Origin of the sequence: Agilicoccus flavus (assembly GCF_014857905.1) — a bacterium.
GTDB classification, from domain to species: Bacteria; Actinomycetota; Actinomycetes; order Actinomycetales; family Dermatophilaceae; genus Agilicoccus; species Agilicoccus flavus.
The window spans coordinates 61,246-87,143 of sequence record NZ_JACYXE010000006.1; the positions used below are offsets into that span (position 1 = coordinate 61,246).

21 protein-coding genes and 1 pseudogene are annotated in these 25,898 nt (G+C 72.4%); 9 read left to right on the top strand and 13 right to left on the bottom strand.

Annotated elements, in window-relative coordinates; translation table 11 throughout:
- Positions 1-45 precede the first annotated feature (45 nt).
- Positions 46-678 (bottom strand): potassium channel family protein, encoded by a 633-nt coding sequence (locus ICW24_RS10275; protein WP_226345626.1) that lies wholly within the window; start codon positions 676-678, stop codon positions 46-48.
- A gap of 315 nt (positions 679-993) precedes the next feature.
- Between ICW24_RS10275 and glmU the strand changes: the two genes are divergently transcribed.
- The 6 genes and pseudogenes from glmU to ICW24_RS10305 all read left to right on the top strand — a co-directional run.
- A complete protein-coding gene (glmU, locus tag ICW24_RS10280) occupies positions 994-2,496 on the top strand; it encodes a bifunctional UDP-N-acetylglucosamine diphosphorylase/glucosamine-1-phosphate N-acetyltransferase GlmU (protein WP_226345627.1) in 1,503 nt (500 codons plus the stop codon).
- Positions 2,493-3,485, top strand: coding sequence for a ribose-phosphate diphosphokinase (locus tag ICW24_RS10285; RefSeq protein ID WP_226345628.1), 993 nt, complete (start codon positions 2,493-2,495; stop codon positions 3,483-3,485). The genes glmU and ICW24_RS10285 overlap by 4 nt, the downstream gene beginning before the upstream one ends.
- Before the next feature lie 194 nt (positions 3,486-3,679).
- Positions 3,680-4,366 (top strand): 50S ribosomal protein L25/general stress protein Ctc, encoded by a 687-nt coding sequence (locus ICW24_RS10290; RefSeq protein WP_226345629.1) that lies wholly within the window; start codon positions 3,680-3,682, stop codon positions 4,364-4,366.
- 64 nt (positions 4,367-4,430) lie between these two features.
- Positions 4,431-5,063: an aminoacyl-tRNA hydrolase gene (pth, locus tag ICW24_RS10295; protein ID WP_226345630.1), complete on the top strand. Its 633-nt coding sequence runs from the start codon at positions 4,431-4,433 to the stop codon at positions 5,061-5,063.
- A 264-nt stretch (positions 5,064-5,327) separates the two neighbouring features.
- Entirely contained in the window at positions 5,328-6,881 is a 1,554-nt protein-coding gene (locus ICW24_RS10300; protein WP_226345631.1) for a sugar transferase, read from the top strand.
- Between the two features lie 81 nt (positions 6,882-6,962).
- Positions 6,963-7,396 (top strand): annotated as a pseudogene (locus ICW24_RS10305) (sugar transferase); the annotation flags it as partial.
- On the opposite strand, the gene ICW24_RS10310 reads toward ICW24_RS10305, so the two are convergent.
- From ICW24_RS10310 to ICW24_RS10340, 7 genes are all read right to left on the bottom strand, one after another.
- Complete coding sequence (locus ICW24_RS10310) at positions 7,390-7,824, bottom strand: 4'-phosphopantetheinyl transferase superfamily protein (protein WP_226345632.1); 435 nt, start codon at positions 7,822-7,824, stop codon at positions 7,390-7,392. The pseudogene ICW24_RS10305 and the gene ICW24_RS10310 sit on opposite strands and share 7 nt — an antisense overlap.
- A complete protein-coding gene (locus ICW24_RS10315) occupies positions 7,818-10,271 on the bottom strand; it encodes a glycosyl hydrolase 2 galactose-binding domain-containing protein (RefSeq protein ID WP_226345633.1) in 2,454 nt (817 codons plus the stop codon). The genes ICW24_RS10310 and ICW24_RS10315 overlap by 7 nt, the downstream gene beginning before the upstream one ends.
- Positions 10,268-11,266: a DUF1839 family protein gene (locus ICW24_RS10320; RefSeq protein WP_226345634.1), complete on the bottom strand. Its 999-nt coding sequence runs from the start codon at positions 11,264-11,266 to the stop codon at positions 10,268-10,270. The genes ICW24_RS10315 and ICW24_RS10320 overlap by 4 nt, the downstream gene beginning before the upstream one ends.
- Positions 11,263-12,183, bottom strand: coding sequence for a class-II aminoacyl-tRNA synthetase family protein (locus ICW24_RS10325; RefSeq protein WP_226345635.1), 921 nt, complete (start codon positions 12,181-12,183; stop codon positions 11,263-11,265). The genes ICW24_RS10320 and ICW24_RS10325 overlap by 4 nt, the downstream gene beginning before the upstream one ends.
- Positions 12,180-13,340: an acyl-CoA dehydrogenase family protein gene (locus ICW24_RS10330; RefSeq protein WP_226345636.1), complete on the bottom strand. Its 1,161-nt coding sequence runs from the start codon at positions 13,338-13,340 to the stop codon at positions 12,180-12,182. The genes ICW24_RS10325 and ICW24_RS10330 overlap by 4 nt, the downstream gene beginning before the upstream one ends.
- Positions 13,337-13,582: an acyl carrier protein gene (locus tag ICW24_RS10335; RefSeq protein ID WP_226345637.1), complete on the bottom strand. Its 246-nt coding sequence runs from the start codon at positions 13,580-13,582 to the stop codon at positions 13,337-13,339. The genes ICW24_RS10330 and ICW24_RS10335 overlap by 4 nt, the downstream gene beginning before the upstream one ends.
- Before the next feature lie 182 nt (positions 13,583-13,764).
- Entirely contained in the window at positions 13,765-14,919 is a 1,155-nt protein-coding gene (locus ICW24_RS10340) for a glycosyl hydrolase family 18 protein (protein WP_226345638.1), read from the bottom strand.
- Between the two features lie 182 nt (positions 14,920-15,101).
- Between ICW24_RS10340 and ICW24_RS10345 the strand changes: the two genes are divergently transcribed.
- Positions 15,102-15,998 (top strand): glycosyltransferase family 2 protein, encoded by an 897-nt coding sequence (locus ICW24_RS10345; RefSeq protein WP_226345639.1) that lies wholly within the window; start codon positions 15,102-15,104, stop codon positions 15,996-15,998.
- Between the two features lie 19 nt (positions 15,999-16,017).
- On the opposite strand, the gene ICW24_RS10350 is transcribed toward ICW24_RS10345, so the two are convergent.
- Positions 16,018-16,977, bottom strand: coding sequence for a glycosyltransferase family 2 protein (locus ICW24_RS10350; protein ID WP_226345640.1), 960 nt, complete (start codon positions 16,975-16,977; stop codon positions 16,018-16,020).
- A gap of 296 nt (positions 16,978-17,273) precedes the next feature.
- Between ICW24_RS10350 and ICW24_RS10355 the strand changes: the two genes are divergently transcribed.
- Positions 17,274-18,518 (top strand): lipopolysaccharide biosynthesis protein, encoded by a 1,245-nt coding sequence (locus tag ICW24_RS10355; protein WP_226345641.1) that lies wholly within the window; start codon positions 17,274-17,276, stop codon positions 18,516-18,518.
- A 19-nt stretch (positions 18,519-18,537) separates the two neighbouring features.
- Here the strand turns inward: ICW24_RS10355 and ICW24_RS10360 are convergent, their stop codons facing one another.
- Positions 18,538-19,887, bottom strand: coding sequence for a glycosyl hydrolase family 18 protein (locus ICW24_RS10360; protein WP_226345642.1), 1,350 nt, complete (start codon positions 19,885-19,887; stop codon positions 18,538-18,540).
- A gap of 575 nt (positions 19,888-20,462) precedes the next feature.
- Between ICW24_RS10360 and ICW24_RS10365 the strand changes: the two genes are divergently transcribed.
- On the top strand, positions 20,463-22,058 hold the full coding sequence (locus ICW24_RS10365) for a serine aminopeptidase domain-containing protein (protein ID WP_226345643.1): 1,596 nt from the start codon (positions 20,463-20,465) through the stop codon (positions 22,056-22,058).
- A gap of 28 nt (positions 22,059-22,086) precedes the next feature.
- On the opposite strand, the gene ICW24_RS10370 is transcribed toward ICW24_RS10365, so the two are convergent.
- From ICW24_RS10370 to ICW24_RS10380, 3 genes are read right to left on the bottom strand one after another with little or no spacing between them, the layout of a single operon-like run.
- A complete protein-coding gene (locus ICW24_RS10370) occupies positions 22,087-23,976 on the bottom strand; it encodes a hypothetical protein (protein WP_226345644.1) in 1,890 nt (629 codons plus the stop codon).
- Complete coding sequence (locus tag ICW24_RS10375; RefSeq protein WP_226345645.1) at positions 23,973-24,569, bottom strand: YveK family protein; 597 nt, start codon at positions 24,567-24,569, stop codon at positions 23,973-23,975. Before ICW24_RS10375 ends, ICW24_RS10370 begins: the two co-directional genes overlap by 4 nt.
- Entirely contained in the window at positions 24,566-25,876 is a 1,311-nt protein-coding gene (locus tag ICW24_RS10380) for a glycosyltransferase (RefSeq protein ID WP_226345646.1), read from the bottom strand. The genes ICW24_RS10375 and ICW24_RS10380 overlap by 4 nt, the downstream gene beginning before the upstream one ends.
- Positions 25,877-25,898: the final 22 nt, after the last annotated feature.

Below are 25,898 nucleotides of genomic sequence, written 5' to 3' on the forward strand. Positions count from 1 at the left end.
GAGGGAGCCCGAGGCTCCCGCCGACTGCCACAGCCGTCGCCCACGTCAATGCCCGATCTGCGCCCGCCCTGCCCGGGAGAGGATCCATGAGGCGACGGCGGCCGTGACCGAGCCGACCAGTCCGATGCCGAAGAGCATGAGAATCGCCGCGACCAGGCGACCTGTCAGGGTGACCGGGAAGAAGTCGCCGTACCCGACCGTGGTGACCGTCGTCGTGGCCCACCACAACGCGTCTCCGAACGTCGTGATGTTGGCTCCGTCGGCGTTTCTTTCGGCGTCCAGGGCGGCCAGTGCGCCGAGGCCGACGGACAGGACGGCCGCACCACCCACGTAGACGAGCACCCGGCCCGCGAGAGTGCCGGACGCCACCCGGTCGAGGATGCGCAGCAGGGCCAGCAGGCGGAGCAGTCGAAGGGGCCGGAGCAGGGGCAACGCGACGAGGGCGACGTCGTACCAGTGGGCGAGGGCGTAACGCCGGCGGTTCCGGGCCACCAGTAGACGGATGCCCAGGTCGATCGCGAAGGCGACCCAGACGCTCCACGAGACGACACCGAGAGCGTCTCGGATGTTGCCGTCCATGCCGGGATCCAGGACGGGCCACGCGTACGCCACGAGGAACGCCAGTGCGAGAAGGGTGAGGGGGACGTCCGTCCGGCGCTCCCACCGCTCCACGGTCACGTGACGAGTGTGACAGCGCGCGGTCCTAGATCTCCGTCACGACGGCCCGAGCGCGTCGTCGCAGCTCAGCTCGCCACAGGGACCACTCGGCTCGCGCGTTCTCCTCGGGCGGCGGCCGTGTCGCGCTGCCTCGGTCGCGGCCGTCGACCGCAGGTGTCGCGCCGGCAGACCCCGCACGACGCGTGAGGGTGGGCGGGGGGTGGGCGCGACTAGAGTGGGCGCGGTGCCCGCTGCGAGCGGGACGGGAGCCGGCGAGGGCCGGTCCGACCCGGCCACCACGTCAGCCGAAACCGCGAGTGTGGGAGCGTCGCCTTCGTGAGCGAACACCGTCCGACCGCCGTCATCGTCCTCGCCGCCGGCGAGGGCACCCGTATGAAGTCGGCCCGGCCGAAGGTGCTGCACCGCATCGCCGGCCGGTCGCTGCTCGGGCACGCCATCGCCGCGGCCCGGGCGCTCGGGCCCGACCATCTCGCCGTCGTCGTCCGCCACCAGCGTGATCTGGTCGCGGCCCACGTCTCCGAGGTCGCGCCCGACGCCGTCGTCGCCGACCAGGACGAGGTCAAGGGCACCGGCCGCGCGGCCGAGTGCGGACTCGACGCGCTCCCCACCGACCTGAGCGGCACCGTCCTCGTGACATACGGCGACGTCCCGATGCTCGAGGCCGCCAGCCTGCACTCCCTCGTCGCCGCGCACGAGCGCTCCGGCAGCGCGGTGAGCGTCATCACCGCCCACGTGCCCGACCCGACCGGCTACGGCCGCATCCTGCGGGACGCCGACGGCGCGGTCGCCGGCATCGTCGAGCAGAAGGACGCCGACGAGGCCCAGCGGGCGATCACCGAGATCAACTCCGGCATCTACGCGTTCGACGCGCAGGTGCTGCGGGAGGCCCTCGACCGCGTCGGCACCGACAACGCCCAGGGCGAGAAGTACCTCACCGACGTCCTCGGCCTCGCCCGCGAGGGCGGCCGCCTCGTCTCCGCGCACATGCTCGACGATCTGTGGCAGACGGAGGGCGTCAACGACCGGGTGCAGCTCGCCCGCCTCGGCGCCGAGCTCAACCGCCGCATCGTCGAGAAGCACATGCGCGCCGGCGTCACCGTCGTCGACCCGGCGACGACGTGGATCGACGTCGAGGTCTCGATCGGCGCCGACACGACGGTCCTGCCGAACACCCAGCTCCTCGGCGCGACCACGATCGGCGCCGACGCGACCATCGGCCCCGACACGACGCTGACCGACATGGAGGTCGCCGACGGCGCGAGTGTCGTCCGCACCCACGGTTCCCTCTCGGTCATCGGGGAGGGCGCGAGCGTCGGGCCGTACGCCTACCTGCGCCCGGGCAGCGAGCTCGGCGCCAAGGGCAAGATCGGCACCTTCGTCGAGACGAAGAACGCGACGATCGGCGACGGCTCCAAGGTGCCGCACCTCACCTACGTGGGCGACGCGACGATCGGGACCGGCTCGAACATCGGCGCCTCCAGCGTCTTCGTCAACTACGACGGCGTCACCAAGTCGCACACGACCATCGGCGACCACTGCCGCCTCGGCAGCGACAACATGTACGTCGCGCCCGTCACCGTGGGCGACGGGGCCTACAGCGCGGCCGGGACCGTCATCCGCAAGGACGTGCCCGCCGGGGCGCTCGCGCTCAACGTCGGCACCCAACGCAACGTCGAGGGGTGGGTCCCGCGGCGCCGGCCGGGCACCGCCGCCGCCGACGCCGCGCTCGCCGCCGGCGCCCCCGCCCCGGAAGCGGCCGCCGGCGGCGAGGGCGCGACCGACGGCACGACCGAGTCGGCTCGCGAGGCCCGCCCGTGAGCGCCGGGGACAGCCCGAACCTCATCACCCGCACGACCGAGAAGAGCCTCATGCTCCTCTCGGGGCGCGCCCACCCCGAGCTCGCGGAGGAGATCGCCGATCACCTCGGCATCGAGCTCGTGCCCACGACGGCGTACGAGTTCGCGAACAGCGAGATCTACGTCCGGTTCGAGGAGTCGGTCCGCGGCTCCGACGCGTTCGTCGTGCAGAGCCACACGGCTCCCATCAACGAGTGGATCATGGAGCACCTCATCATGGTCGACGCGCTCAAGCGCGCGTCGGCCAAGCGGATCACGTGCGTCGTCCCGTTCTACGGCTACGCCCGCCAGGACAAGAAGCACCGCGGGCGCGAGCCCATCTCGGCGCGGTTGATGGCCGACCTGTTCAAGGCGGCGGGCGCCGACCGGCTCATCTGCGTCGACCTGCACACGGCCCAGATCCAGGGCTTCTTCGACGGCCCGGTCGACCACCTCCAGGCGTTGCCGATCCTCTCCGAGCACGTGGCGAACAAGTACGGCTCCGAGGACCTCGCCGTCGTCTCGCCCGACGCGGGCCGCATCAAGGTGGCCGAGCAGTGGAGCAAGCGCCTCGGCGGTGCGCCGCTGGCGTTCATCCACAAGACGCGCGACGTGACGCGCCCCAACGAGAGCGTCGCGAACCGGGTGGTCGGCGACGTCAGCGGCCGCACCTGCATCCTCGTCGACGACATGATCGACTCCGGCGGCACGATCTGCCAGGCGGCCGACGCGCTCATGAAGGAGGGCGCGGCCGGCGTGGTCATCGCGGCCACGCACGCGATCTTCTCCGACCCGGCGACGCAGCGGCTCAAGGACAGCGTCGCCCGCGAGGTCGTCGTGACGAACACGCTGCCGATCCCGGCCGAGCGCACCTTCGACAAGCTCACCGTGCTCTCGATCGCGCCGCTCATCAGCCAGGCCATCCACGAGGTCTTCGACGACGGGTCGGTCACGAGCCTGTTCGACCAGTGATCCTCGTCCGGTAGTATTAAACGGTTGCCTCGGCGAGGGTCGTGGCGCGAGGTCGAGAACCGACGCGCCCGACCGTGATCGACGCGGTGGCCCCTCGCACGGGTCCCGCGTGTCCACTCCGCCCCCGCTCGTGCCGCGCCCCGCGCCGAGGCCACCGTCCGAGACGACCCCCACCAGTTCAGGAGTGCAGCCTCATGGCCGACACCACGAAGATCTCCGCCGTCCGGCGCACCGAGTTCGGCAAGGGCGCCGCCCGCCGCATCCGCCGCGCCGACCAGGTCCCCGCCGTCCTCTACGGGCACGGGACCGACCCCGTCCACCTCAGCCTCCCGGGCCACGACACGATGCTCGCGCTCAAGCAGGCCAACGCGCTGCTCGAGATCTCGCTCGACGGCAAGACCCACCTCGCGCTCGTCAAGGACGTGCAGCGCGAGGTCATCAAGCGCTTCATCGAGCACGTCGACCTCGTCGTCATCCGCCGCGGCGAGCGCGTGACCGTCGACATCGCCGTGCACACCACGGGTGAGGCCGCGCCCGAGACGGTCGTCACCGTCGAGAACTCGTCCGTCACCGTCTCGGCCGACGCGACGAAGATCCCCGAGAACGTCGAGGTCTCCGTCGAGGGCCTCGAGGCCGGCAGCCAGATCCTCGCCGGCGCCCTCGAGCTCCCGTCGGGCGTCGAGCTCGACGGCGACCCCGAGATGCTCGTCGTCAACGTCTCCGCCGCCGTCACCGCGGAGGCCCTCGAGGCCGAGCTGGCCGAGGCGGAGGCCGAGGCCGGCATCGAGCGCGAGGAGAGCGAGGACGCCGAGGGCGAGGGCGACTCCGCCGATGGCTCCGGCGACTCGAACGAGTCCGAGGGTGGCTCCGACCAGGAGTGATGTCCCGCTGACGCGCGTGGGGCCCGGTCCGAAGGGACCGGGCCCCACGGCTATCCTGGCGCTCATGAGTCCTCGCCCCACCGGTCCCGGCCCCGCAGGCGACGACTCCTCGCCGTGGCTCGTCGTCGGCCTGGGCAACCCGGGCCCGGGGTACGAGAAGAACCGGCACAACGTCGGCGCCATGGTCGTCGCGGAGCTCGCCGATCGCGGCGGGGACCGGCTCTCGAACCACAAGGCCCGGGCGCAGGTCGCGACGACGCGACTCGGCACCGGCCCCGGAGGTCGGCCCGGCCCGGCGGCGATCCTCGGGGTACCCCGCGCCTACATGAACGAGTCGGGCGGCCCCGTCAAGGCGCTCCTGTCCTTCTACTCGCTGCGGCCCTCACGCCTGATCGTCGTGCACGACGAGCTCGACATCCCGTTCGGGGTGGTACGCCTCAAGATCGGGGGAGGCGAGGGCGGGCACAACGGCCTGCGGTCGATCAGCTCGTCGGTCGGCACGCGGGACTACCTGCGGGTGCGAGTGGGTATCGGTCGACCGCCGGGGCGCATGGACCCGGCCGACTACGTCCTGCGGGACTTCTCGGCCGCCCAGCGGGGCGATGTCACTTTTCTTCTGGCCGACGCCGCCGACGCCGTCGAGCTGCTCGCCACCGAGGGCCTCACCGCCGCCCAGCAGCGATTTCACCAACCTTGACGACTGTCCGGGACGATCGTCGAGAACGGTTGCCCGACAACGCTGTTGCGCGACGATCGGGTGGTCTTCCACCCCGGTCGCATGAGACGATCGTGGTCACGAACAGATATCGACGTCGAAGGTCGCGAGCGAGCCACCACACGGGGGCGGGGGGCTCGAGCGCGGCCCGGGCGCCCGCTCAGGGTCGTCCGGCGTCATCAGATCGCGCGGCACTGGGGTCCGTGGCGATCGCCCGCCCGTCGTCAGTCCGGAAGGCCTCATCTCTTGTCCGTCCACGATCGTGAGATCGCCGCGCGCCGTCACCGTGTGCGCCGCACCGCCCCCGTCGAGCGACTGACCGTCGCCCGCCAGACCGACGTCCCGTTCGCTCCGTCCCTCGGCTCCACGAGCCTCGGTCGCGCCGGCGGGTCGGGTGGGGCCGGGACGTGGGCCCGCCGCTACCTCACCCGCGTCGTGGCCCTCGACTTCGCGGTCGGGGTCGTCTGTGCGGTCGTCGCCACCCTGCTGCGTTTCGGCGAGGGGCCGTCCGACTCCTACCGCCTGCTCTCGCTGTGCATCCCGTTCGCCTGGGTGCTCGCGCTGGCGATGACGAACGCCTACGAGCGCCGCTTCCTCGGGGTCTCCGGTGAGGAGTACCGCGCGGTCGGACGCGCGGCGGTCGGTCTCTTGGCCGTGCTCGCGATCTCCGCGTTCCTCGCCAATGTGCTCCTCGCGCGCCTGTACATCCTCATCCTCCTGCCGATGCTGCTGGTCGGCGGTCTCGCCGTGCGCAAGTACATGCGCGGCTGGCTGCTCGCGCGGCGGGCCGAGGGCGACCTCATGCAGCGCACGATCGTCATCGGGCGCGCCGACGCCGTCGCCTCCCTGCTGCGCAGCATCGTCAGCGAGCCGGCGCAGGGCCTCAAGCCCGTGGCCGTGTGCGCGTCGGGCCTCGACGCCGACTGGGATGCCACGACCGCCCTCGAGGGCGTGCCGGTCATGGGCACCCCGCGGGACGCCCTCGCCGCCGCCGACCTCTACGACGCCGAGGTCGTCGCCGTCGCCTCGCACCCCGACCTCGCCGGCAAGTCGCTGCGGCGCCTCGCGTGGGCGCTGGAGGAGCGCGGGATCGAACTCATCGTGTCGCCCGGTCTGCTCGACGTCGCCGGTCCGCGCCTGTCGATCCGCCCCTCGACGAACCTGTCGCTGCTGCACATCGAGCGCCCCGCCGCGGCCCGTCGTTCGCAGATCCTCAAGCAGGTCATGGACCGGTCCATCGCGGGTGTCCTCCTGCTCATGATGTCGCCGCTGCTCATCGGTATCGCGGTGGCCATCAAGGTCACCGACCCGGGGCCGGTGTTCTTCCGCCAGAAGCGCGTCGGCGTCAAGGGGCAGCTGTTCCCCATCTACAAGTTCCGGACGATGGTCGTCGACGCCGAGAAGCGCCTCGCCGACCTGGCGAAGAAGAGCGACGGCAACGGCGTGCTCTTCAAGATGCAGGACGACCCCCGCGTCACGCGGGTCGGCAAGATCCTGCGCCGGTACAGCCTCGACGAGCTGCCGCAGCTCATCAACGTCCTCTTCGGCGACATGTCGCTCGTCGGGCCGCGCCCGCCGCTGCCCCGCGAGGTCGAGCAGTACGAGCCCGACGCGCTGCGCCGCCTGCACGTGCGGCCCGGGATGACCGGCCTGTGGCAGGTGAGCGGACGCAGCGACCTGTCGTGGGAGGAGTCCCTGCGGCTCGACCTGCGCTACGTCGACAACTGGTCGCCGATGGGGGATCTGCACATCCTCATCCGGACCTTCAGCGCCGTCGTCCGCGGCTCCGGAGCCTACTGACCGGTCACTTATTGTCGACAACGGGACCGGCCTCCGGCCGGCGCACCGGCACGGTCCCGCGTCTCGACAACGTCGCGGCACATGTACAAGTTCCGCACGATGGTCGTCGACGCCGAGGCGCGCCTGGAGGCGCTCACCCCGGCCACCGATGGCAACGGTGTCCTGTTCAAGATGCAGCGCGACCCCCGCATCACCCTCGTCGGCGGGGTGCTGAGCCGCTACAGCCTCGACGAGCTGCCGCAGCTCCTCAACGTCCTCTTGGGCGACATGTCGCTCGTCGGCCCGCGCCCGCCCTGCCGCGCGAGGTCGCCCAGTACGAGCCCGACGCCCACCGTCGCCTCCACGTCCGCCCCGGTATGACCGGCCTCTGGCAGGTCAGCGGCCGCAGCGATCTGACGTGGGAGAACTCCCTGCGCCTCGACCTGCACTACGTCGACAACTGGTCGCCGCTCGGGGACATGCACATCATGTTGCGGACGGTCCAGGCCGTGCTGCGTGCTCGCGGCGCCTACTGAGGCACCGGCCCGAATCCGACGACCCGGACGGTGACGAGACCGCCCCAGGTCGAGGCGGCCACCATGAACGTCTCCAACTCGAGCTCGTGGGCCCGTTCGGCGGCGGCGCCGTCCACCCGAACGGCGGACGGTGATCGGCCGCCGACGCTCTGGATGGCGGTCCACGGCCACGACGCGTCGCGCTCCGGTGCGAGCACCTTGGTCACGCTCTCCTTGAGGCCGAAGAGGAAGGCGAGGACCTGCGCCGACTGTGGCGTGCGGTGTCGGTCAAGTTCGGCCGTCTCGGCGGGGCCGCAGATCCGCGACCGATAGCGCGCGCCGTACCGCTCGAGGGAGTCGCCCACGGCGGCGACATCGACGACGTCGATCCCCACCCCGCGGACGGCCCCTTCGACGGCGCGACCGCCGACCACGGGAATCGTCAACACGCGGACGTCCCGGTGGTCACCGAGACGGTGGTGGCGCTCGACAGGGCCCGGACGAACAGACCCCCAGGGGGCTCCGCGCCGCGGCTGCGGACGGCGATACTGCGGGTCTGGCCGGGGGCGAGGTGGAACCAGCCCGAGTCGGGGCGGGCCCCGGGAGCCTCGAGATGGACGAAGGCCGCACCGTTCGGGGCGGACACCTCGACGTGGCTCACCCCGCCGCTCGCCCGGTGCACGGCGTGCAGGAGCTGCGTCGGCTGCGGCGCGACGAGCCGGTCGAGCGGCCCCAGCAGCATCGTCGTGTCGGCGATCGGTTCCGGTGTGCCGGGCATCGTCCAGGTGGCCCGCAAAAATCGGTAGGTCGGTTCGCCGAAACGCCACGCCCAGGTGAGGTCCCGGAACCCGCCGAGCGCCGCCTGCGCGTGCACACGACGGGCGGCTCGGGCGGGCACCTCGAGCGGCAGGTGCGCCTCCTGCGCGGGCAGGTCCCCTCGTCCGTAGGCCCGCAGGGCGAGGCGGCCGGTCACCGACCTCTCCGAGTCGTTCACCGCCCACGCCACGGGACCGTCGAGACCCAGGTCGAGCAGCAGGAGCGCCACCGGGGCGCAGACGTCGCGGAGTGCGAGCAGGGGTGCCTTGGGTGCCCCTCGGTGGTCGAGCAACCCCCAGCCGGGGCCCCGCGCGAGATCTCGGTGGGAGAGGACGACGGCCCCCCGCGTCGGCGTCTCACCGCTTCGCCAGGCCGCCATCGACGCGGTCATGGCGTGGGTGACCGCTGCGCGCTGGAGGTCCAGGAGTCGATCGGCGTCCGCGGCGGCCGCGGCCCGCGGGAACAGCAGGTCGACGTAATGGCGGGTGACGTCCTGGAAGTCCCAGTCGACGCCCCGGTCGGCGGGGACTCCACGACGCCAGGCCGGGTCGTCGTCGAGGTGGGCGGCGTCGCCCGACCCGAAGGACGCCTCGAGGTCCGCGCGCTCGGCCGGTGTGGAGAAGGCCAGTGACTCGGAGGCGAACGACACCCGTGCGCTGCGCGCGTCGTCGAGACCGCGTCGGTACGCCCCCACCCCGAAGTAGTGCGACACCCCTTCGTCGATCGAGATCGGCAGCGGCCCACCGGAGGGGCTGGACTCCACGTGCACGACTCCCGGCAGGATGTCAGCGACGGCGCGCGGCACCACCTCGTGGATCGCGGGCATCCGGCTCTCGTCGCGCGAGCGCCCGAGGAGGGTCGGCTGCTGCTCCGTCTCGCTGCCCCCGCACACCACGACGAGACCCGGGCGCCCCTGGAGGGGCGACAGCCGATCACCGAGCTCGTCGGCGAAGTCCGCGAGCCACGCGGCGTCCGACGGGGGATCGAACGTCCCCAGCATCACGTCCTGCCAGACAAGAAATCCGGCGCGCCCGGTTGCGTCCCAGAACGCATCGCACTCGTAGGTCCCGGTCCCCGTCACGCGGACGAGGTTGAGGCCCGCCGCGGCGAGAGCGGCCAGATCATCGACCACGGCGTCGACGGCCGGCGTCCAGCCCCAGGGGTCCGGTGGCACCCAACAGGCACCACGCACGAAGACCTCCACCCCGTTGACGCGCAGGCCGAAGCGTCCCTCCCGGCGGTCGACCTCGACCGTGCGGAACCCGATGTCCCGGGAGAGGACGACGTCGTCGCCGTCGCGGACCTCGATGCGGTAGGTCGTCGGCTCACCGTGGGTGTGGGGCCACCAGAGTCGAGCGCCCGGAATGACGAGGGTGGCGCGGTCGGCGCCGTCGGGGCCGGCGGTCCGGTCGGGCACGACCCGTGTTCCGTCGACGAAGAACGTCAGGGTCTCCCGAGGGTCGACCACGTCGAGGTCGACACGACCGACGTGCTCGTCAAGGCGTGCCGTGAGCCGTCGGACCGAGCCGAGACCGCGGCGGTGGATCTTGCACGACCCGAGGATCCCGACCGGGGGCGCTGCGCCGGCCCACGTGGGGAACCGTCCCAACAGAGGGGTCCGGCGCCGGCGCAGACTGCGGTCGGGCACGAGAGAACTCCGCCAGCGCTCCCGGGGCGTCCGCGGCACCGGCGTCTCGTGGAGTGGCGCGATGCGCAGCAGCAGCTCGTGGTGCCCCGGCGGGATGTCCACAGGGACGCGGTACGTCCGGAAGGCGCTGTCGCTCGACCCGACCGAACGTCCGTCGACGAAGAACCGGGCGTACGTCGCGACGCGATCCCACACGAGGTCCAGGTCGTCGTCACCGCTGCTGGTGAAGGCCGCTCGGAACCACCAGGCGTCGTCGTCGGCCCGCGCGACGGAGTCCCGGCCCCACCGCTGCCCGGTCTCGCCCGCCCCGAGTGAACCCGGCACGACCGCATCGACCCAGTCACCCGCGCTCAGTGACCGGACTCCGGTGGGTGAGTCGACCGCCGAGCCGGGGGTGACGCGGGTGACCTGCCAGGACTCCGGTCGGATCATCGAAGACCGATCCGGGCCTGCTCCATCGCGAGGCCCCAGGTGTCCGCCAGGGTCCGGGGCAGCTCACCGAGGTCGCGACGCCGACCCCTCGCCACCCTCGCGAGGCCGAACTGCAGGTTCTTGGCACCGAACGCGACCTCCCCGAAACGGGTAGCCGCATCCCGCAGGGCGTCTTCCCGCGAAGCGTCCCCGCGCGCCCCGGCCCAGGACGTCGCCAACCACGACAACCCGTCGGCGGCGCCTTGCGCACTGAGTCCGAGCTGCCGCGTGGTGGCGAAGGACACGAGATGGAAACGGGCCATCCCGGCCTCGGCCAGCGCCGGGAGCTCTTCGTCCAGTCCGTCGCACAGCCGCACCACGGGGTTGTCGTCGGGCGCCCGTTCCAGATGGTCCCGCGCCAGTCGCACCGTGTCGTCGACCAGGCGCGAAGGGTCTCGGCGGATCCGGTCGCACCGGATCCGTTCCACGTAGGGGGCCGGCACGTGGGTCCCGCTGCCGGGGGTGGCGAGAGACCCGAGGTAGTCGTCGCCCTCGAGCACGAACCGGCCGGCGTTGTGCAGATACGTCATCCGCTGCGCGGCCGGCTCGACCTCCAACGGCACGATCGTCGTCTTCACGTGGTCGCTCCGGTAGGCGGTGCCGGCCGTGTCGGGCAGGAACCACGAGTCGGCTTCGATCGCGAGGAGCTCACCGATCGCGAGGTGGCCGAGGAGATGGTCCTCCACTGAGCGCCAGACATCGAGCTCGGTGACGCCGATCCCGTACAGATTGCGCAGGTCGTCGACCTGGTACTTGAGGAACGACCACGCGTGGGGGAGTGCGTCGGAGGACAGCGCGGCCACCCCGGCCGGCCGCGGATCCAGACCGAGCAGGGACAGCAGTTCGATCCAGACGTCGACGTAGCAGTTGGTCTCGGCCCACACCCGGTCCGGTCCGTGGAGCGGGTGCGGCCGATGGGCGTCCGCCGGGGGAACGCCGAACCAGGCGGTCGTCATGGGCCCAGCCGCAACCCGTCGCGGACCGCCGTCGGCCACCGGCCGGTGTCCATGCCGTGGACCGCGAACAGGGCGAGCGCGATCCGTTCCAGACCGAATCCGATGCAGGCGCTGTGGGCCGGGCCACCGTCGGGCCCGGTGATGTCGAAGTCGCCCCCGAAGTGGTCCTGGTGATAGTTCGCGGAACCGAGAGCCACCCCTCCGTCGTCACCGCCGTACACGTCACAGATGAACTCGAACTTGAGCTCGTCGTCCCGCTGACCCTCGGCCATGAGCCTCGCCATCCGCCCGAAGAAGGGATCGTTGGCGACGACGCGGGACACCGGCAGGCCGAGGTCGGACAGCAGCCGCGGTCCGTGACCGAGCCCGGACTCGCGATGAGCGGACGCCTGCTCGGCGGATCCGATGAGGACCTTCTCGCGCATCCGGAAGCTCATGAGTCGCATGGGGTCGTCCGACGGCTCGTGACGCCAGCACCGGCTGTGGATGTCGTAGACCCGCGGCGTGTGGAGCGACTGCCCCTGGTGCAGGGGATAGGCCGAGTGGCACGGGGCGGACAGCAGGTCGAGGTGGGCCGGTGACAGGCGCTCGGTCCACGGGTTCCCCGCCTCCACGTCCGCCATCAGGGCACGGTGATCGCGGGGACTGCCGGTGAAGACGTCGACGGATCCGAGCAGGTGCGGGAAGGACCGGAGGTACCCCGTACGGACGAACTCCACCTCCGGCAGGAAGGGCGGGACTCCGATCTCCACCACGCCCGCGACGGGCTCCATCGTGCGGACGAGTCCGTCGACGCCTCGGACCACCGCCTCGACGTCCGAGGTGAAGGTCGCCAGCCCCCGGGTCGGCAAGGGGATGAGGTGCCCGGCGTGGATCAACCGGTCACGCAGGTCCCGCTCGCGCTCGGCCCGCGTCATCGACGTTCGCCCCGGTGGACGAGTTCGAGCGTGGCCGTGTTGGCGAGGATGCGGTCGTTGTTGACCATGAGGGCGGCGCCGTGGGCGTCCCGCAGGGGGCGCCCGAGGCACCACGGTGACGCCAGCGAGTAGCCGGCGATGCCCACGACGGCCAGCGCGCGCGTGACGATGTCGACGACGGCCTCCGAGGCGAACACCTTGAGCACGTTGTCGTCGATGCTCTGGCCGATCGTCCGCTCCGACCCGCCGGAGGCGTCGAACGCCTCGGCGGCCCAACGCACCCGCGCTCGGAAGGCGGCCAGCCGCACATCGAGCTCGGCCAGTCGCAGGGCACCCGGAGGTGTGGAGCCCGGTCGTCGGCGGGCCTGCTCCCGGACGAAGCGGCGGGCCTTGTCGGCCGCCCCCTCCGCGATGCCGAGCCAGCACGCGCTCCACAGGATGTGCGCGACGGGCAACATGGTGCGGGTCGAGATCTCGTCGTACGGGGTGGGCAGGATGTGAGCGACGGACGAACGCGCGGTGAGTTCGAAGCCGGGGCTGCAGGTCCCGCGAAGCCCGAGCGTGTCCCACGTCTCGGTCTGGCGTAGGTCGAGGTCTGCCTTCTCGCAGGCGACGAGCACCTGGTCGGTGGGGGCCGCGTCCGCGTTCCGCCGGGCGGTGACGAGGATGATGTCGGACTCCGACGCGTAGGAGATGACGGGTGCCCTCTTGACGAGGGTGAAACCGCCGTGTCCGTCCTCCTCGACTGCGGTCGTGCTGCGCCGGACGTCACCGCCGACACCGATCTCGGTGGTCGCCGACGCGACGAGGAGCCCCTCGCGGGCGACCCGGCGGGTGAGGTCGACGAGCGGGTCGGTGTCGGCGTGTCGCATCAGGCAGGCGATCTGGCTCTGGTGCATCGCGAAGATCATGGCGGTGGCGGAGCAGGCACGTCCGAGAACGGTCGTCACCTCGGCCATCTGGGCCAACGTCGCGTCCCGCCCCCCCAGTCGGGAGGGGAGCCAGGCGGACAGCAGGCCCGCTCCCCGCACGGCGTCCAGTGCCTCGCGGGGGAAGCGAGCACACCGATCGACCTCGTCGGCGAACGTGGCCGCCACCTGCGCGGCCCGCCCCGCCGCAGCGAGCGCGTCGGAGGTGCCGCCCTCCGTCGAGGTCATGAATCCACCGTGGCGAGTGCGCGCCGGATGTCGCCGATGCTGGCGAAGGTGCTCTTGACGAGGAGCTCGTCGGGAATCTCGATGTCGAGCTCGTCCTCCAGGGCCATGACGACGTTGACCGTGGCGTGTGACGCGAGGCCGAGGGCGTACAGGTCGGCGTCCTCCGCGATGTCGTGAGCGTCGGCAGAGAGCCGCCCGTGCGCGGCCAGGACCTCGCGGATCGTCGTCGTCTCGCTCGTCATCTGGCCCTCGCTTCGTGGATGGTGTCCTCGACACGGGACGCGGTGGTCATGGCCCGCGGGCACGATGCCCCCGCATCCCGATCGCCGTCGGGCCCACATCGAGGCGGGCGCGACGACGTGCGCAACCCTATCGCCGCTGCCGTCTCGATCGGGCAGAACGGGCACCGGGGTTCGTCGCGGGATCAGGGCAGGAACCCTCGCCGGGTCGCCTCGAGCAGCGGATCGCGTCGTCCTGGCGGAGCGGACGGGAGATGGCCGCCGCCGATGGTCCACACGATGGCGCCGCCGAGTCCGAGAGCGCGGGCGTACCTGCCCTTCTCCGCGATGCTGCGGGGATCCTCGTACGTGACGAAGGTGCACCCCGCAGGACCGAACGGGCGCCCGCTGGTGAGGTAGGGCACCTTGGCCGCGTCGTCCCATCGGGCCCGGCCCGGGTCGTGGTAACGCGTCATGATGGTCGAGTAGGTCATCGTGTTGTCGTCGCCCAGGGTCCGCATCGCCGCCGCGGACTGCTTGGGGCCCGTCACCCCCCGCATGCACCCGCCGAACGCGCCGACGCCGAGTCCCAGGCGCCCCGCCGGCACGCCGGCCCCGAGCAGGGCCCGGACGCTGGAGTCGATGCTCATGGGGGTGCGGGGGCCCTGGCCGAACAGGGGCGAGCTGTGCCAGGAGTCCCACCCGTCCCAGCCCGCGCTCATCCCGTAGCTCATGACGTTGATCCGGTCGAAGACATGAGCGGCGTCGGGCATCAGCGAGAGCACCGACGGAGCGGGATCGTTGACGCTGATCGGGCTGATCGGGAGCGAGAGCTCCAGTGCCGGGCGCTCCCGGCGCAGGTGCCGCGCCAGCGCGAGCAGGTCCGCCCGGTCCGCGGCCTCGAGCGGTTCCCAGTCCACGTCCACCCCGTCGAACCCGTAGCCGTCCACCACCGTCAGGATCTGTTCGACGAGACGATCGCGCCGGGCCGCCGAGGCCGCCGACGAGAACGCCGGGCGGCTCCGGGCGCCTCCGAGCATCAACACGGCCCGGCGCCCGTGCTGATGCGCGCGGCCGACGACCTGCCGGGCCCAGATCGGCCCCTGCGTCTCGTCGAGGAAGAACGACGTGTCGAGGCTGCCGTCGTCGCGGGGCATGGCCGCACCGACGACGACGTGCGTCATGGACTCCCAGTCGACCGCGTCGAGCGGGTAGAGGTCTCGCTGATAGCCCACGTAGTAGCCCATCACCCACGGGGGCGGGCTCGGGGCGGTGGACGGCGGCGTCGGCCGCCATACCAGCAGGCCGGCGACGAGAAGGGCGACCACGGAGATGGCGACGGCCGTCCAGCGTCTGCGCATCTGCGTCCCCCCGTCGCTCTCCCCTCCGTGCGCGACCCCGGTGCGCCTCGCGTCCGGCCACCCGTCCAGCGGCCAGGAGCCTGTGCATCGGAAGCCCGTGAGAGACGCTTGTACTGTAGACGACGCGCCGGCCGGGGCACCGGTCCCACGGCGTCCCACGAGGATCGATCGCGGAGGTGGCAGTGAGCGCACGGGTGTCGGTGGTCGTCCCGACCGTGGGGCGTGCGTCCCTGCACGCTGCGCTCGATTCCGTGCGGCATCAGGGCGTCGACGTCGAGATCCTCGTCGTCGACGACAGCGGGTCCGGGGCGGTGGGCGAGGCGCTCGGGTCGGACGTGCACGTGATCCGCACGCGGGGGCGAGTGGGGGCGGCGGAGGCCCGCAACGTCGGGATGGCCGCGGCCACGGCCGAGTTCATCGCCTTCCTCGACGACGACGACGTCTGGCTCCCGGGCCACCTGTCGGACGCCCTGGCCCTGCTGGAGGCGAGGCCCGAGGTCGACGTCTACGCGGCTCGAGGGCTCGTGCTCGACGAGGCCGGTCGCGGCCGGGTCGAGCCGACGGTGCTCCTCGGCGACCGCACCGTCGCGCAGTACTTCTTCGAGAGGAACGCCTGGCGCAGCCGCTGCCGACGCATCATGACCCCGACGCTCGTCTTCCGTGCGGCCCTGCGGTCCCACCCGATGGAGGGGCACCGGGCGGTGAACGAGGACACGTGGTGGCTGCTCACGGCCGAACGCGACCGGGGAGCGGTCGTGGCGCAGAGCTCCCACATCGGCGCCGTGGTGCACGGCTCCGGCGATCGGACGACGTCGCGATGGTCCACCGACCTGGGGGACTGGCTCGACGACGTCGACGCGCTCCGACCCGGGGCCGCGGCCGTCGAACAGCTGTCCATGCTCGCCAGGCCGGCCGTGCGCTCGGGACGGCCACACGCCGTCATCGGCGTCGGCCGCGACGTCCTGGGTCGGCCCGCAGGGTGGACCTGGCTCCCGGTCGTCGGCCTGCACCTGGCGGCCGCCGGCGCCGTCGGGGTTGCTCGACGTGTCCGCGCCGCTCGCCGCACCGCCGACGCCTGATTCCGAGCGGGCGCCGTCGTCAACCCTCTGCCGGCCCGCCGCCCGAGCGCCGACGCAGCCGGGTGAGTTTGGCCTCCAGTGGGATGCGCAGGTGGCGCACCACCGCCGGTCTCCGCAGCACGATCCGGGCGGCGCCGGTGAGGTCCCGCCGGTGCACTCCTTCACGCAGCTCGAGGAAGTCGATGGCCTCGTCCAGGCTGGCGGACCGGCGCGCCAGGGCGGCGAGCGCCTCGGGGTCGAGGTCGTGCCGAGCGCGGAACTCGTCGTCGGCCGCCCGCATCTTCCGGGCGCTGTCGAGGTGGAGGCGGCTCGAGGTCGACCCCTCGCGCACGAGGTAGCGGTAGCCCGCCGAAGGCTCCGTGACGAACGGGCCCGAGTGTGCGAGCGCGGCGGCGAAGAAGTAGAAGTCCTCCCCGATCCGCAGGTCCTCGTCGTAGCGGAGACCCTCGCGCTCCAGGAGTGAGCGGCGGACGAGGGGCTGCAGGTAGCCGTAGGCGTACGGCACGGAGCGGTCGAGCATGATGTTGCCGTCGACGTAGTCCGCCAGGGTGAGACTCGCCGGGCGCCGGAAGGCGTCGGCCGTGTACATGAGGCGGGTGGTTCCGGCGGCCACGTCGATGATCTCGATGTTGTCGACGACGACGTCGGCGCCGGCCGCCTGCGCCCGGCCCACCATCGCCCGTGACCGGCCCGGCGTGATCGTGTCGTCGGCGTCGAGGACGCCGACCCACTCGCCCGTCGCGAGGTCGAGCCCCACGTTGCGGGCGCCACCGGGCCCGAGGTTGCGCTCGAGCACGACGACGCGGACGCGGTCGTCCCCGGATGCGCGGGCGGCCTCCGCCGTGCCGTCCGACGAGGCGTCGTCGACGACGACGACCTCCACCGTCACGTCGGTCTGCGCCAGGGCGCTCTCGATGGTGGCGCGGATCGTGTCCTGCGCGTCGTGGGCGGCGACGATGTAGCTGACGTCGAATGGCAAGGGACTCTCCGGGGCTCGTCGGGCGCCACGCCCCGCGGGCGGGTGGTGGCCGCGGCGTGAGCCTACCGGCCGGGTCCGCGTAGAGTCTTCCCGCGACCGGGCGCCCCCCGGCTCGCCGCGCACGAGGTCCGGCCGAGGGGTCGGATGGGGTGCGTCGTACCGAACCCCTTCCGAAGGTGTCTCCCTGTGTGCAGTCCCAGCCGCCTCGTCCCCGGCCCAGGCCACCTGCGAGTGACGGCGTGTGGGCGCATCGCGCCTCGCGTGGTGGGCCGGCGTCATCGCGGCGCGGTGCCGGCGTGATCGACCGGCGTCGATCTGCCCTCGCCTCGAAGCTGTTCGGCTCCGGTGTCGTCGCGCAGGCGTGCGGGTTCCTCGCCACCGCCTTCGCAGCGAGCCGGACCTCGCCGGGTGACTTCGCGCTCTTCGCCGCGGTGACCGCGGCGACCGCGGTCCTGGGCAGCGTGAACTCGCTCGCGGCGGAGAGCCGGGTCCCCGTCGTGGGGCGCCGGTCGGCCGAATCCCTCAACCGCGCCGGGTTCACCGCCGTGGTGGTGTTCTCGGCCGTCTGCGCGCTCATCGGGGGAGTCGGCGCGGCGCAGGGGCAGAGGTGGGGGCACGTGGCCCTGCTTACGGCGTGGTGCTCCGCCGGGCTCGGACTGCAGCACCTCCTCGTCGGCATCGTGCTGCGCACCCAGCAGCAGGAGTTGCTGGCCCGCAACCGGCTCGTGCAGGGCATCTCCAACGCCCTGCTCATCGTCGCGCTCGTGCTGGCCGGGATGCCGGGGTTCTACGCGCTGAGCGTGGCCTGGGGTCTGTCGATGACGCTCGCCGACGCCGTCCTGCTCCCGCGGGTGACCGGGTGGGCTCCCGCCTTCGTCCCCGCCCGGCGGGCGGACGTGGTCGAGCTGCTCGACGAGGTGCGATGGCAGCCCCTCTCCAACCTCCTCAGCGACGGCGTGGGACAGATCCCGCTGCTGGCGCTACCCGCCCTGGGCGCGCCCACCGTCAGCGGCGCCTGGGCGGCGGCCAACCGCTTCCTCACCCCGATCGTCAACATGGCCCAGATCACCATGCAACCGATCTATTACGGTCAGGCGGCGGCCCACCTCCGTGAGCGGGACCCGGAGGGGTACGAGCGGCACCGCCGGGTGTGGAGTCGCCGCCTCGCGTGCGCGGCGATCCCCGTTCTGGCGGGGTGTTACGTGGCCCTGGAGTGGCTCGTTCCCCTACTGGGTCCGGAGTGGAGCGTCTCGTCGCTGGCGATCGTGCCCGCGTGCATCGTCTTCCCCATGGCGCTGAGCTGGCTCCCGATCTCCCAGACCCTCATCCTCAGCGGCCACCTTCGGACGCAGTTCGTCTGGACCGCGGTGCAGTTCGTCCTGTCCGTCATCCCGTTCGCCCTGGCGGCCACCGGTCACGTGTCGGCACTGCAAGCCCTGATCGTCTGGTCGCTGGTCAGTTCCGGGGGGATGCTGGCTCACCGGTTCCTCCAGCGTCGCCCGCCGGTCCTGCGGGCCGCCGCGGACCCCGCCGACGGGTGAACGGGGCGCCCCGACGTGCTCAGCCCAGGAAGCCCGTGCGGACGGCGGACATGATGGAGACGTCCGTGCCGATCAGCGCCGAGCGGGCGGACACCGGCAGGTGGCCCTCGTTGATGTTCCAGACGATGGCGCCGCCCAATCCCTTGGCCTTGACGTAGGCGGCCTTCTCGGCGATGCTCCGCGCGTTCTCGTAGGTGACGTACGTGCACCCGGCCGGACCGATCGGCGTGGAGCTGGACAGGTAGGGCACCTTGGCGACGTCGTCCCAGCGGGCGATGTCGGGGCGGTAGTACCGGGTCATGACGTTCGCGTAGCTCATGACGTTGTCGTCGGCGACGATGCGCAGGTCCGGGCCGGACTGACGCGGCGCGGTCGTCCCGGTCATGCAGCTGCCGAAGAACCCGATCCCGACCCCGAGCTTGCGCGCGGGGACTCCCGCGGCCGTGAAGGCCCGCACACTCGCGTCGACACTCATCGGTGTCGTCGTCGAGTCACCGAACAACGCGCTGCTGTGCCACGAGTCCCAGCCTTCCCAGCCACCCGTCATTCCATAGCTCATGACGTTCACCTGATCGTAGACACCGGCCAGGTCCCGCAGGAACGGAAACACGGTGTTCTGGGGCAGATTCGTGTTCACCGGCACGATGGGAATGGTGAGAAGAAGTCCGGGCTTCCGCGCTTTCAATTCGCGTCCCAATGAAATGGCGTTCGGGCCGTCCGCCGCGATCATCGGTTCCCAGTCGATGTCGACGCCGTCGAAGCCGAGGGCCGTCACGGTCGAGATGATGTTGTCCACGAAGGCGCGGCGATTGGTCGTCGACGCGGCCGAGGCGAAGGCGGCGCGGCTGCCGGCTCCTCCGAGCATGAGGATGGCCTTGCGACCGTTCTGGTGGGCGCGGTCGACGACGGACTTGGCCCAGGCCCGCCCTGTGGCGGTGTCGTGGTGGAAGAACGTCGTGTCCAACGTGCCGTCCGCCCGGGCCACTGCCGCCCCGACCGCGACGTGCGTCATGGCGTCCCACTCGACGGCCTCGAGTGGTTGGAGGTCCTTGAGGTATCCCACGTAGTACCCCATGACCCAGCGCGCGGGCTGCGGTGCGGGGACGGGGGCGGGCGGCTTGCGCTTGCCGGACAGGGTGGTGACCACGGTGAAGGTTCGCACAGGTCCCACGGCGATGCGCTTGCTCCCCTGCTGGTAGCCGACCTGATAGCGGTACGTACCCGCGGGGAACGTGCGCTTGGCGGTCAGGACGAGCGGCTTGGGGCCGATCGTCGCGTTCCGCCTGAGGGCCGTCGCGAAGGCGCGGCCCCTCCCGTCGCGGACGTCGATGAGGACATGCTTCGTGCGCAGCACGCGCGGGCTGGTCACGCTCACCTGCAGCGTCACCGGTGAACCGGCCCGGACGGTGGCAGCGGGCGCCTTGGACCAGCGCAGTCGCGCCGCGGTCGCGGTCGGCCGCGAGGCGGCGCCGGCGGCCGGTGCCGTCGTCGCGGTCCTGCCTGCAGCCGCGGTCACCGTCCCGACGGGGGCGGGCGCCGCCTCCGAACGCGAGGTCGCGACCGTCGTCCCGGCCGTGACGGCGACGGCCGACAGGGTCGCGGCGCACAAGGCACGGCGGAGAGCGCGGAAAGCCGTGGGGCGGTGAGCAGGCATGCAGGAATGGCCCTTCGTGCAGCAAAGATCAGCGATGAGATGCCGGCCGAGAATGACCCGCCACGTGAACATCGACGTGCCTGTCGGTGTCCTGAGCGGGGGCGATCCGGATCACTCGCACGGTGATCGCGAGGTCCGGACCGAATGGGTCCGGGCCTTCCTGCGCGGCAAAGGATTAGCGGGCCTCGACGGGCAGGTGCGCCTCGCGCCGCGGATAAATGCATGCCTCCGACCCCGCGCGTGGCGGCCACGGATTAGGCTGACGGCGCGGCGGCGAAGGGGAGATGGCGATGCGCAGGACATGGATCCGGTCCGCGGAGAGGTCTCTCGCCGTGCACGTCTACGAGCCCGACGGGGCGCAGACGGCCGGGGTCCTGGTCGTCGTGCCCTCGTTCGGCTTCGAGGCCGAGGTGTCGTACCGGTCGATGGTCGCGGTGGCGGAGCGCGCCACCTCCGCGGGATTCCTCGCGATCGTCACGGACCCCACGGGCCACGGGGACTCGGCCTGCTCACGGGGTGTCGAGGACCTCGTCGGGGCGTGGCACGGCGACGTGCGCGCCATCGTGGGGATGGCGGCGCGGCTGGCTCCGCGGGCACCCGTGACCCTGCTGGGGCATCGACTGGGTGGAGCCGTGGTGGCGTCCTTCCCCGGCCCCGAGGTCGCCCGCCGAATCGCCTGGGAACCGGTCTCGGGACGGTCGTTCGTCCGGCGGCAGCAGCTCGTGCTGGCGATCTCGCAGCCGTCCGCGGACCCCGCTGTTCGCGGCTCCGAGCCGTTCGCGCTCGACCTGACCCCGGGTCAACTCGACAACCTCCGGACCCTGCGCGCGCCCAAGGTCGGCGCGGCGTCGGTGGAGGTGTGGATGGACGAGGACCGACGAGCGGCAGAGGCGGCCCTGGGCCTGCCGCCGTTCTACGCCGAGATCCCGTTCGCGGTGATCGACGATCTCGTCGGCGCCCTGCCGAGAGCGCAGGCCAGCCCCCTCGTCCCGTGGACCGAGCACGTGGTCAGCGACGGGCTCCTCGCGCCGGGGGCGGAGGGGGTGACGGAGTCCTTCGTCCGGATCGGGCCCCATCGGCTGTGCGGGGTGCTCACCCTCCCGCCCGACGGGCCGGGCCCGACATGGCTCGTCTTCACGGGGCAGGGGGCGGAGCGGGCCAGCGGGCCGAGCGGCCTGTGGACCGACCTCGCGCGCGACGGCGCTGCAGCGGGTCTGGTCGGCCTCAGGGCGGACCGACGACGGGTCGGTTGGCACGTCGACCCGGCGGCCGCGCGGGAACCCAATCCGTTCACGCCCGAGGGTGTGGAGGACGTCGTCGACGCGGTGCGTCACGCGCGAGAGAGCGGTGCCCGGCGCGTCGTCCTCGTCGGCTCCTGCGCCGGGGCGTGGTTGGCGCTCGCGGCGGCCGGGCGGACGACGGTCGACGACGTCGTGGCCCTCAACGTGCCGTCCTGGAGCGGCAGCGCACGGTTCTTCGACGACGCGTTCCTGGCCCACTGGAACGGGCCGTCCCCGCTCGCGGACTCCACGCCGGGCAGGTCGGCCCGGCTACGCGCCGGGGCGATCGCGTCGCTCACGCGCTGGCCTCGCGTGCGGGAGCGGGTGATGCGGGCGCGTGAGACGGTGCGCGCGGCCGGACGACGTTCTGTGGGCCTGCCGCTGCTGTGGGCCGTGGGCCGGACGACCACGGTCCACGTGCTGCTGTCCGGACGAGATCTCGCCTTCTTCGCGGCCTCGGGCGGGCGGGCCGTCCTCCCCGCCCTGCGGCGGGCCGGGCGCGACATCCGGCTCACCCGGGCCGACGCCATCGACCACGGGCTCCGCACGGCTCGGTCCCGGCACGTCGTGCGCGAGGTCGTCGAGCGGGCCGTCGGCGCCCCCTGAGGTCCGGCGGGGTCGACCGCAGTGCCCCTCAGGGCACTCGGAGGTGGCCGGTCGGCCTCCGGGAGCTACTTCGCCGGGACCTCGTCCCGAGCCAGGCCACGGCGAGCGCGCCGGCAGCCCCGAGGCCGACGGCCGGCACGAGGTGGGCCTGCCAGGGGGCCACCCGTTCCGCGACGGCCGGGCCCACCGGCCGGATGACCAACTCCGCTCCGCCCGACTGCGCGGCGCGGGTCGACAGACGCTCGGACAACAGGCGGGCCGCCGCGTCCGCGACCCGTGACGCGGTCGCGGGATCGTCGGCCGTCGCCGTCAGCCGCAGCGACGTGGCCTGGGGTGCGCGGCGCACGGCCAGGTCGACGTGCGAGGCGTCGTCCTCCGAGACCCCCGCCGCCGAGACCGCCGCGGCCCGGAAACCGGGGAGTGAGCCGAGGGTCTCCATCGTGGCGGACGCGTGGGACCGGGCGATGCGGCCGGCCTCGCCGTCCGACGGGTTCCCGACGGGCACCGCCGCGACGACGACCGTGCTCGCGGTGTGGACCGGCTGGAGCGCGAGAGGCACGAGCGCCACGACGCCCGCCGCGACCAGCGACGCCGTGGCGCCCAGGCGCACCTCGCGACGGGTGGGCAACCGAAAGGGGTCGTGCACGTCCGCGGTGGCGCGCGCGCAGAGACCGGCGACCAGCAGGACGGCGCAGAAGCCGACGGTGCGGGCCTCCAGCTCGAACGTGGACTCGGTGATCATGCGGGCCGAGGCCCCCGCCAGGAGTGCCAGGCCGAGCGCCTCCTCCGGCCCGAAGACGCGGCGGCGCAGCGGGGCCGCGAGCGCGAGGAGCCAGAGGATCAGGCCGACGAGACCGGCGCGGGCCAGGATGTGGGAGGTCTGGCCGTGATCGCTGGACAGATACCCCTCCGACGCCACCTCGACCGTGTTCCAGGGCACGCCGTACCACAGGGCCGTGCCCTCGAGCGCGTGTCGGTTGGCGGCGTAGACCGCGCCGCGGCCCGTCAACGCGGTCGGATCGGCGGCGAGGAACAGCGCCAGCGAGACGAGCGTGGCGGCGATCGGGGCGGCCACGAACAGGACGTTGATCCGGGCCCGCGTCGCGCCTCCGCTGAACAGGTGCCGCACGTAGATCGCGACCGCGGTCGCGAGGAGCACGGAGGCGATCCCGGTTCGGCTGCCCGAGCCCAACGCCACGAGGAGAGCGCTGAGCGAGCTCACCGCGAGACGGGGCCCGGATGAGGCCGCGGCCAGCGGCAGCAGGAGGGAGACGGCGGCGATGCCGGTGTTCTCCTGGGTGAAGAATCCGGCGTCGAGGGATCCGAAGATCCCGCACTTGTCCTCCCGACACGGGAGCCGGGACACCTCGGGTGCGACGAACGGGTACACGAACTGCCCGACGGCGAAGAGATCCCGGATGAGGTTGACGCGCCGGACGGTCGTCAGGGTCGGTGGTGCGCTGACGACACCGACGACCAACGGGACGGCGCCGATGATGACGAGGTCGGCGGGGCCGAGTCCCTCCTTGCGGGGGATGAGCACGCTGAGGACGACCCACCACACGACGAGGAGTTGCAGGGACAAGCTGAGCGGGGAACCGACCCGGGTGCCGGACCGCGGGGCGATCGACGCCATCCCGGCCGCAGCGACCGCGGCGCAGAAGAAGCCGACGCCGACGATCGTGCTGGTGTGCCCGTTCTCGACGATCGTCATGTGACCCATGGCGTCCGAGACGAGGTGCGCGCCGTCCACGAGACGGCTGGCGACGGGGTAGCCGAGGGCTCCGACGAGGAAGAGCACGATCGCGTGCCCGCCCCACGTGTCGTGCGGCGGGCCGGTGTCGTCGAGCCCGGCTCGACGACGCCGGCGTGCACCCGTCCGCCCGGCCGGGGTCGGGACGGACGCGACGGGTCTCATGACCGCGACATCAGGTCTCGGACGACCGCGGCGAGCAGACCCAGGACGAGACCGAGCATGAGCCCGATGAGGAGGTAGATGCGCACGTTGGGCGCGACGGGTGAAGTGGGAGGCGTGGCCGGCTGGATCGTGCTCACCCGGATCGGGCTCTGCCCGCCCGCCCGCGTCTCGATCCGCTGGATCTCGGCCCCGAAGTTGCGGGCGAAGGACGAGGCCGTCGTCGCGGCCGCCTCGGCGTCCCTCGCCGTCGTCGTGATGTCGAGCACGGCCGAATCCGTGGGCACGGCGGCCGACACCTGCGAGGCGAGCTCGGCGGGAGGAACACCCGTGTCCCGGGACACGGCCGCCAGGACGGCCGGTGCCGTGACGATCAACGGGTAGGACCGGATCTGACTCTGCACGTACTCGGCGCCCTGGCTGAGGGCGGCCGCGTCCCGGCTGTCGGTCGAGGTCACGTACAGCGAGGTGTGAGCCTCGTACGTCTTGGGCAGCAGCGAGGCGGCGGCCAGTCCGGCCAGCGCGCCGAGCAGCGTCACCCCGATGACCCAGACGATCCGTCGTCGGACGATCCGGACGAGGTCGGTGAGGCTCATGCCGGCACGTCCTCGGCGCTCGGGCTGCCGCCCGAGGCGCGGGCGGCCGCGATCTCCTGCCGATAGACCTCGAGCAGTGCCTCCATGTGACCTTCCTCCGTGACCGATCGCTCCAGCACCTGGTCGCGCAGCCGTTCCGAACCCGCCAGGTCGGAGGTCAGAGCGTCGCGCAGGGCCTCCACCAGCGCCGCGTCGTCCTGATAGGGCACGACCCGCCCCGTCGAGGCACCCACCATCTCCGGCATGCCACCGAGGTCCGACACGATGGCGGGAACTCCGGCCATGAGGCTCTCCCGCACCGAGAACGGGCTGTTCTCGTACCACCGGGCCGGGTGCACCGTGACGACCGCCTCGGCGAGTTCGGCCTCGATCCGGGTCGCGTCGCAGTGTCCGAGGAAGTCGACCCGGGGGATGCGGTGCGCCGCGACCTCGGCCTCCAGCGACGCACGTTCGGAGCCGTCGCCGAGGATGCGCAGGCGCGCCCCCGGGTGCTCGTGGGCGACGGCGGACCAGGCGCGCAGCAGCCGGTCGGCGCCCTTGACCGGTGACAGACGGCCGAGGAAGACGACGTTCCGGCGGGCCTCCCCGGTCTGATCGGGTCGTCCCGCCCGGGGCAGGCGCGAGGCCGGTCTCCAGGGCAGGTCGAGGTAATCGATGCGCTCGTCCGGGCGACCGTCGGCCACGAGCAGGTCCCGCATGAAACGGGACGGCGCCAGGATGCGCGGGTCCGTCCGCTCCCAGACGCGATCCGCGACACGCCCTTCCGCTGCCCCCAGCAGGGTGACGGCCCGACTGCCCTTCATGCACGCACGCGACAGCGGGGCCGTCACCTTCGTCCGGGCCGACACCCCCACGCAGGCGGTGCAGATCGCGCCCGCGGCGTCGTCGAAGAGGGTCTGATTCGCGCAGATCAGCTTGAACTCGTGCGCCGTGAGGACGGACGGGACTCCCGCCTTCGTCGCGGCGCTGACGACGGAGGGCGTGAGCTGGTAGCACGTCCCGTGGAAGTGCACCAGGTCGGGGCGGAACTCGGCCAGCGTCCGGCTCATCCGGCGACCGGCCTCGGGCGACCAGACGCTGAGCAGGGCGCTCCGTGCCCGCTCCGAGGCCCCGGCCTCGAACGAGCGGGTCCGGGTCAGCCACATCGGCGCCTCCGGGAGGGCCATGAGGTCGGCGCCGGCGGGCGGTGCCATGCCGAACAGACCGACCTCGTGCCCGCTGTCCGCGAGGGCGTGGGCGAGCCACCGGACGTAGGTCTCGACGCCGCCCACGTGGTGGAGGAACTTGCTGGCGATGAGGATCTTCACCGGGTCTCCTGTCGGGGATGGC

Excerpts from the sequence above, each read along its gene's own strand:
- ICW24_RS10290 (WP_226345629.1), top strand. The coding sequence starts at position 3,680 with ATGGCCGACACCACGAAGATCTCCGCCGTCCGGCGCACCGAGTTCGGC.
- pth (WP_226345630.1), top strand. The coding sequence starts at position 4,431 with ATGAGTCCTCGCCCCACCGGTCCCGGCCCCGCAGGCGACGACTCCTCG.
- ICW24_RS10315 (WP_226345633.1), bottom strand. The coding sequence starts at position 10,271 with ATGATCCGACCGGAGTCCTGGCAGGTCACCCGCGTCACCCCCGGCTCG.
- ICW24_RS10320 (WP_226345634.1), bottom strand. The coding sequence starts at position 11,266 with ATGACGACCGCCTGGTTCGGCGTTCCCCCGGCGGACGCCCATCGGCCG.
- ICW24_RS10325 (WP_226345635.1), bottom strand. The coding sequence starts at position 12,183 with ATGACGCGGGCCGAGCGCGAGCGGGACCTGCGTGACCGGTTGATCCAC.
- ICW24_RS10330 (WP_226345636.1), bottom strand. The coding sequence starts at position 13,340 with ATGACCTCGACGGAGGGCGGCACCTCCGACGCGCTCGCTGCGGCGGGG.
- ICW24_RS10335 (WP_226345637.1), bottom strand. The coding sequence starts at position 13,582 with ATGACGAGCGAGACGACGACGATCCGCGAGGTCCTGGCCGCGCACGGG.
- ICW24_RS10340 (WP_226345638.1), bottom strand. The coding sequence starts at position 14,919 with ATGCGCAGACGCTGGACGGCCGTCGCCATCTCCGTGGTCGCCCTTCTC.
- ICW24_RS10365 (WP_226345643.1), top strand. The coding sequence starts at position 20,463 with ATGCGCAGGACATGGATCCGGTCCGCGGAGAGGTCTCTCGCCGTGCAC.
- ICW24_RS10370 (WP_226345644.1), bottom strand. The coding sequence starts at position 23,976 with ATGAGACCCGTCGCGTCCGTCCCGACCCCGGCCGGGCGGACGGGTGCA.
- ICW24_RS10375 (WP_226345645.1), bottom strand. The coding sequence starts at position 24,569 with ATGAGCCTCACCGACCTCGTCCGGATCGTCCGACGACGGATCGTCTGG.